The following is a 4,938-nucleotide window of genomic DNA, read 5'->3' on the forward strand; positions in this document are numbered from 1 at the left end:
ATCACACGGCGCGGGGCTCTGGGCTTTCTGTAGCAACCGGTGTAGCAACGCCCCTACCGCAGATGCTCATCGAGCCGTTGGAGTGCACGCCGCCGCTCCCCCATCGACGCATGGGCGTAGATGGTCATCGTGACTTCGATCGCCGCATGGCCCGCGATCTCTCGGACGATGTGCGGGGGAACCCCCAGGTCAAGCAACAGCGTCACGCACGTGTGCCGTAGCCCGTGGAAGACGACACCGTCGAGTCCGGCCGCCCGACGCATGGGCTCCCAGTGGCGCCGCAGGTTCCCCGGTTCGATCGGAGTACCGATCAAGGTGGTGAAGACGTGACCGCTGTCGACCCACCTTGCTCCCGCAACATGCCGTTCCGCCTCCTGAAGCTTTCGATGTTCACGGAGTGCATCGGCAACCACGCCCAGAAGGGGAAGCGTTCGTTCGGAACGTTCCGTCTTGGGCGTGACCAGACGTAGCGATCCACCCGTGCGCTGCAAGGTACGCCGAACCGTGAGCGTCTCATCCGCGGAGTTGATATCCGACCAGTACAGGCCCAGGAGTTCGCCCCGCCGGAGCCCGAGGTACAACGCGAGCACGATCAGCGCGTACAAGCGATCGCTACGAGCAGCGCCCAGGAGTGCGCGCGCCTGTTCGACGGTGAGTCCTCGGTTGATCCCGTACTTGGGTGCCGAGACCTGCACCAAGGTTGCGACGTTACGGCGTACCAGTTCTTCCCGGACCGCAGCCTGCAAAGCGCTACGAAGCACCGCATGAACCAGTTGCACCAACCGTCGCGACGGCAATGAGCGACAGCAGGCCCCCAGCGCACAGCAGCGACGCGCCTTCAGTGGACGCCGTTCGTCCTTCCCGAGCTTGCAGCACAGGCAAGTCGCTTCCATCTGCCGCAAGAAGAGTCGGACGTCCGCAGCCGTCAACTTATCCAGCCGCTTTCTCCCGAGCCCCGGCACGATATGCGAATTCACTATCACCGCATAGTTGTCATAGGTTGCAGGCTTACGAGTTCGCCTCACAATCTCGTCAAGCCAGTAGACGATGAAACGCGCCACGGTCCACCCGGTTGCATTAGCCGGTATCCCCTGGTTCGAGTCGGCCTGAAGTTCCGTCAACTTCTTTCGAACCACCTCCTCCGACTTCCCGTACACGGGCCGACGCTTAACCGTTCCATCCGGCATGAGAACGTAGGCTGCACCGACCCACATCCCGTCAGCCCGCCGGTAAATCGACCCCTGACCGTTCGCCCGCTTCTTCCGAGAACGGCGATTCTCTTCCGTCACAGCACACCATCCCGCACAAGTGATTCGACCGCGACAGCAAGCGCAGATACCGGCACAAGACGACGGGAACCGATCTTCACCGTATCAATCTTGTTCGCCCGAATCAGATCGTAGAGCTTGGATCGCCCTATACTCAGTCGCTCCGCCGCTTCAGAAGTCGACAACAGGAGTTTACTCACCTTCCACCCCTCTTAGAGATCTTCCCTTCGTATGTTCACGCGGCACGCATTTCACGAGCGGCTTCCCGCCGTGACCGGGCCTGGTCTGCGGCTTGCAGGGCCAGCCATGCGTCACCGGGGGTTTTGTAACCCGACCCCTGGTAGCGCCAGTCGGTGACGGTGACGACCTGGTCGTCATCCTCGAGTCGGCCCCAGGCGTCCAACGGAGCGCGTTCCTGACCAGACGGGGTATGGGTACGTGCCCATACCCGCCGTGCGGTTCGCCGTGCGGTGAACGTGGTCGAATACCGCCGGGATTTGCTCAGCCAATGCCCGTTGAAGCCGAACTGATGCGCCCATTTCCGCAACTGCAAATCCGCCAACTCCGGTACCCGGCCCAGCCGCCATGCGGTGTGTGCGAGTCGGGCGTGATGGGGGGTGAGGAACGGGAGTCGGGCGTGTAGGTCGTCGGTGTCGCGGAACCGGCGATCCAACACGCCGGAATCCACCACACTCTTCGTGATGTATTTGGCGAGGTAGTTCCCGACCGCGAGCGGAGTGAGATCCCCGCCCTCGACCCGCACATGCCGGGTGTCACACTGCTCTCCCCACCGGGCGTAGGTCATCGCCGGGAACGGGTCGACCGGGGTTGGACGGTGTTCCTCGCCGAGGAGGCCCCCGTCGACGAGCGCGGACAGCGCGTAGGCGTGCGGGTCCGGGCAGGGTTCCTCGGCGTGGGTGACCGCCCAGCGCCAGCAGTCCGCGAGCAGCTTCCCGGACGCCCAGGCGGGTGGGGGAGCCCATACCCCGTCCGGGGTGGTGGCGTCGTCGAGCCGGAGCAGCGCGTGAAAGTGCACCGCGCCGCGTGCCTGCCCTTCCGCGACCTTCACATAGGAGATCCGCACCGCCGTCCGGCAGGCCCGTTCGGAGATCCCCTCCATGCGGGCCATCCGCCGATAGGCCAGGTCCACGGTGCGTTTCCACAGCCGGCCCGCGGTCCGATTCCAGATGATCAGAGCCGTGTCGTCGTGGCAGTCCGCGCAGATAGCCTGCCCGAGCAGCGGGTCACCCTCGGCGTGCACCCGCCAGCAGCCCGAGGCCACCCCGTGCGGGCAGCGTCCCCGGCGTCGCCGGCACATCTGCGGCGGGCCGTGCTTGGCCCGGGAGTGCACCGGCCCGAACGAGGGTGCGGTCACCGTGACGAACAGGCCCGGATGCGCCGCCACCTGTTCGGGAACACCGGCACCGCCGACCATCCCGGCGTGCACGATCTGCCAGGCGTCCCCGGCGTACAGGTAGGAGCAGGACGGGCACACCGACGCCCGCCGGTTCCCGCACGGCACCAGGATCACCCCGTCCGGCAGGTCGGTGGTGTCGAACGTCCGGCGGATCTCCCCGGAGGCGGTGTCGATCTGCTCGACCCGGCCGGTCAGGCGCACCGGATGGGTGCAGCCCGCCACCCGGTCCAGTTGGGTGAGGAACGCCGACGCCGAGCCGTCCGCGACCCGGGGGGCGAGCGCCCGGAAATACTCCGAGTCCAGCACCGACATCGAGCGTTCCTCCTTTCACGAGCGTGCGGCAGGCAGGGACAATGCAAGCGTGGAACGGTGGGGGAAAGCAGTCAGCAAAACCGGTGGGTTTCTGGTGGAATACCGGTGGAAAACCGGTAGGTAAACCGTCGAGAGTGTCTCTTCACCATGGCCGGTTCTTCTTTTCAGCGTCGCTGCCGTTGCAGGCTGCCGTGATGGATCTGGCGATGGATTTCAAGTGCACGGCCCGTCGTACCGGCCGGGAGTGGGTGGGAGGTAACTCCGCAGGTCGGGCATGTGTACCGTTCTCTGGCGCTCATGTGGAAACCGCCTGCCGGCACACCGGCGATTCGTCGGGCATGACGGTAGCCCTTTCTGTGCGTGAATGGTGGAAAAGACGTGGGGCTCCGCCCCACACCCCGGCCCTTCCTCCGAGGAAGGGGTTCGAACATAGGTTCGCCTTGGGCGGTGGGGGTGGTTGGGTGGTGGTTTCCCTCGCCGGACGGGCACCCGGAGGGCTACCGGGGAACCTCCCACCCATGCCGAGCTTGGCAGGGTGGTTGATGATGCCGGTGGGGCATGGGCGGGAGAACCCCCGGTAGAGGCAAGCTTGCCCGCCCGACGAGGAAAACCACCAGCGGTTATGTGTGTGACAGCGTCACCCCGCCGGCTGGTGAGTGTTATCGGGACATTCGTCGCCGACGTGCCCGGGTGGCGCGGCCGTGCCTGTTCCGTTCCCGGCGGTCACCTTCCATGATTTCCTCGCCTTCTTGGCAGGTTGCGCATGTCCACGGATAAGTTTTCGGACTCGCCCCTGCCGGGACCCCTCCACATACCTGACAGGCCCAGTGCAATTCATTTCCCGAGTCGGTCATCTCCGATTGCCCTGGGCGCGGGTAGTGGGGATGGTCCTACCGGTTCCCTTGCAGACCCGGCAGGTCAGCTGCCCCGGTCCGTTGCAGGATTGGCAGTCGACCGGGTGGGTACCGGCGTTACGGTTACGACGCGGCATAGCCGATGGTCCTTTCTCGGACAGTGATCGTGGATGTCATCGCAGCGCTTTCCCGGCAGGGGTGCGGGAACGGACGAACTCCCGCCATTCCGGGTCGAGTTCGTCATCGGTCAGATAGGGATCGACCACAGCCGCTGTCGGTACGGCCGGCACCGCCGGTTCTGCGAGGGGGAGTGCCAGGGGTGCGGGGTAGTCCCGGGCCAACGCGGCAATATCGGCGTCGGTGGGATAGGCAGCACGGACCCGGGTCGGTTCCCGCTGCCCGTCGAGTTTCACATAGCCCACACCGTGCGCCCAGGAGGGGATCTCGTCACAGCGTGCCCCCCGCGCCCGTGCGCCGTCCCCGAGCACCATGTCGACTTGGGTGGGTTCATCCAGCCGGAGCGCGATCCGGGTCGGGAACAACTGCCGGTAGGGCACCACCTCCTTACTCGGGTCCTGGACCGCGACGAGGAGACCCACCCCCGGTCCCCGGCCCTGCGAGCAGATGATTTGCACGGCGGAATCGACATCGTTCGCCAGCTTGTGATCCGGCTGGTAGGCGGACAGGAACGCGAACTCGTCCACGACGATGAGCACGAACGGGGCATCCACGGTCGGGGTGAGTTTCCGTACCCGGCGGGTTTTCAACTCTGCGGAGCGATCCCGGGTGAACTCCGCACCCGCAGCGAGGAGATCCGCCATCTCCCGAGTCGAGCCGTCCGCGTAACGGGTGAACAGGTCACGCACCGGGTAGAGCTCCATCCCCCCTTTCGGGTCGATGCCCCACACCTCGACGATCCCAGCGGCGATCAACGGGGCGAGCGCCCGCAAAATGCTGTGGAGCACCGAGCCTTTCCCCGCGCCGGTCGCCCCGGCGATCAGGGTGTGCGTGCCGAGCAGCCGCAGCGCCCATGGGCCGCCGTCATCCCGCATGCCGATCATCAGTCGGGATAGGTCCGGGGTAGCCG

Annotated in this window: 4 protein-coding genes; all 4 read right to left on the reverse strand. The window is 65.7% G+C overall.

Going from position 1 to position 4,938, the window contains the following annotated elements; translation table 11 throughout:
* Window positions 1-53 precede the first annotated feature (53 nt).
* Window positions 54-1,214 carry a tyrosine-type recombinase/integrase gene (locus DD1DGNOD_RS00170; protein ID WP_131769166.1) on the reverse strand — a complete coding sequence of 387 codons (1,161 nt, stop codon included), beginning with the start codon at window positions 1,212-1,214 and terminating at the stop codon, window positions 54-56.
* A 71-nt stretch (window positions 1,215-1,285) separates the two neighbouring features.
* Window positions 1,286-1,468 carry a helix-turn-helix domain-containing protein gene (locus DD1DGNOD_RS00175; protein ID WP_131765071.1) on the reverse strand — a complete coding sequence of 61 codons (183 nt, stop codon included), beginning with the start codon at window positions 1,466-1,468 and terminating at the stop codon, window positions 1,286-1,288.
* A 35-nt stretch (window positions 1,469-1,503) separates the two neighbouring features.
* Window positions 1,504-2,997 (reverse strand): replication initiator, encoded by a 1,494-nt coding sequence (locus DD1DGNOD_RS00180; protein WP_131765072.1) that lies wholly within the window; start codon window positions 2,995-2,997, stop codon window positions 1,504-1,506.
* A gap of 1,027 nt (window positions 2,998-4,024) precedes the next feature.
* Window positions 4,025-4,938 (reverse strand): type IV secretory system conjugative DNA transfer family protein (locus DD1DGNOD_RS00185; protein ID WP_250645429.1); only part of this gene is annotated, 914 nt, incomplete at its 5' end.

The sequence above is a fragment of the Candidatus Protofrankia californiensis genome (assembly GCF_900634765.1).
In the GTDB taxonomy this organism is placed as follows: domain Bacteria; phylum Actinomycetota; class Actinomycetes; order Frankiales; family Frankiaceae; genus Protofrankia; species Protofrankia californiensis.